At 43.3% G+C, this 1676-nt stretch carries 2 protein-coding genes and 1 tRNA gene; 2 read left to right on the forward strand and 1 reads right to left on the reverse strand.

What is annotated here, in order from left to right:
- Positions 1 to 124: 124 nt before the first annotated feature.
- Together A3739_RS12610 and A3739_RS12615 are read left to right on the forward strand one after the other, a co-directional pair.
- Positions 125 to 200 (forward strand) — tRNA-Gly (locus tag A3739_RS12610).
- A 222-nt stretch (positions 201 to 422) separates the two neighbouring features.
- Complete coding sequence (locus A3739_RS12615; protein WP_068479496.1) at positions 423 to 1211, forward strand: MOSC domain-containing protein; 789 nt, start codon at positions 423 to 425, stop codon at positions 1209 to 1211.
- Here the strand turns inward: A3739_RS12615 and A3739_RS12620 are convergent.
- Positions 1203 to 1676 (reverse strand): hypothetical protein (locus A3739_RS12620; protein WP_231877072.1); only part of this gene is annotated, 474 nt, incomplete at its 5' end. The genes A3739_RS12615 and A3739_RS12620 overlap by 9 nt on opposite strands.

Consider the following 1676-nt stretch of genomic DNA (forward strand, 5'->3'; position numbering starts at 1 on the left):
GTGTATAAATAAATGCTTGCATACTGAAAAATGCATCCATATAATACGCCCCACTTTGAAGCAACGAGCTCTTTCAAGTTCTCTTAATACTTGATTTTACAGAGTTTTTTCAAAGCCTTCCTAAGCGGGAATAGCTCAGTTGGTAGAGCACGACCTTGCCAAGGTCGGGGTCGCGAGTTCGAATCTCGTTTCCCGCTCCAAATTTTCTTATGACTTTGTTAAACCTATCGTCGTTTATTGTTACTAAACTTCCTCAAGGTTTGCCGCGCCCGAAGAAAGCTTATCCATCGCTTAGCTCAATGTCTTAATTGTTGATATTCCTGTATCTCTGTTTAGTCATGCCGTTTACACAATTTATACTTGCGCCTTGTTCTTCTTAGCCAAGTCGCATTATAGTTTTGAGCTTTTGCGCGAGTTTCTTGATGATTACTGTCTCTGGTCTGTTTTCTTATCCTGTTAAATCGTTTTGCGGTTTATCGCACCAGTCGATGAGCTTAGACGCGTTCGGGCCACATATGGATAGGCGTTTTATGGTCATCAATGATCAAGGAAAGCATGTCACTCAAAGAACGCACCCCAAAATGGCACTAGTCTCTGCTTTAGTAAGTGAAAGCACGCTGTCAGTGAATTTCGATGGCATAGAGACAGTATTACTGTTTTCTGAGTTTGATGTTCCAGTGATGGCTGAAGTGTGGTCGGATAGTGTTGATGCTTTGGCGATGTCATCGAAAGACTTTGATAAGCGATTATCCGTGTATTTGAATGAGTCTGTCCGTTTAATCTTCATGCCTTCAAGCACCTATCGACAGGTTGATCCTGATTTTTCACCGGAATCAGCACGAGTCAGTTTTGCTGATGGTTTTCCAATTCTTTTGTGTAGTGAGGAGTCATTGCTCGATCTGAATTCGAGGTTGGAAAATGCGGTGGCAATGAATCGTTTTCGTCCGAATATTGTGATTAGTGGGAGTGAATCATATCAAGAATCGGAATGGCGCCGAATCAAGATAGGGGAGATCGAGTTTGATGTCGCTAAGCCATGTTCACGCTGCAGTATGATTACCTTGGACGAACGGGGGGTGTTTAATAAGGAGCCCTTAAAGACTTTAGCGCAGTACCGCTTGAATCAATTTGGCGCGTGCTTTGGTGAGAATTTAGTTCAGCGTGGCGAGGGACTTATATCGTTAGGCGACTTGGTCGAAATATTAGAATAGTTCGACTTCATCATCGCTATCGTCTTCATCGGTCTTTTCGAAATGATGGCGATATATTTCGAGCGCCTCATTCACTGAGGCTCCATTCATAATGTGTTCAAACATGAGTCGCTCTTCTTCCATAGAATAGTTCGACTTAATGTCGTTTTGCAGTTTTTCCCATGCGCTTGGATTGTTGGCGCTGTTAGGGGCTGACACCAATTCGCTCAGCCAGCCTAGGTCACGTTTCACATGATCAAGTCGTTGTGATAATCGATCGTAAAATTGAAACGCCACGATGGAATTGAAAATCGAGTTATGGATCTCTTGGGCTTGGGAGCTAAAGTTGTTTGCGGCTTGTTCGTCAGACGAGTCGGTCAAGTGGCTGATTTGTTCTGCTATGTAAGAAAATGATTTGGTCAACTCTGCCACAGACTTTTCACCATCAGTCATTGTGCATTCAATTTGTGATACCGCGAGGGTGAG

The organism is Oleiphilus sp. HI0067 (assembly GCF_001635735.1).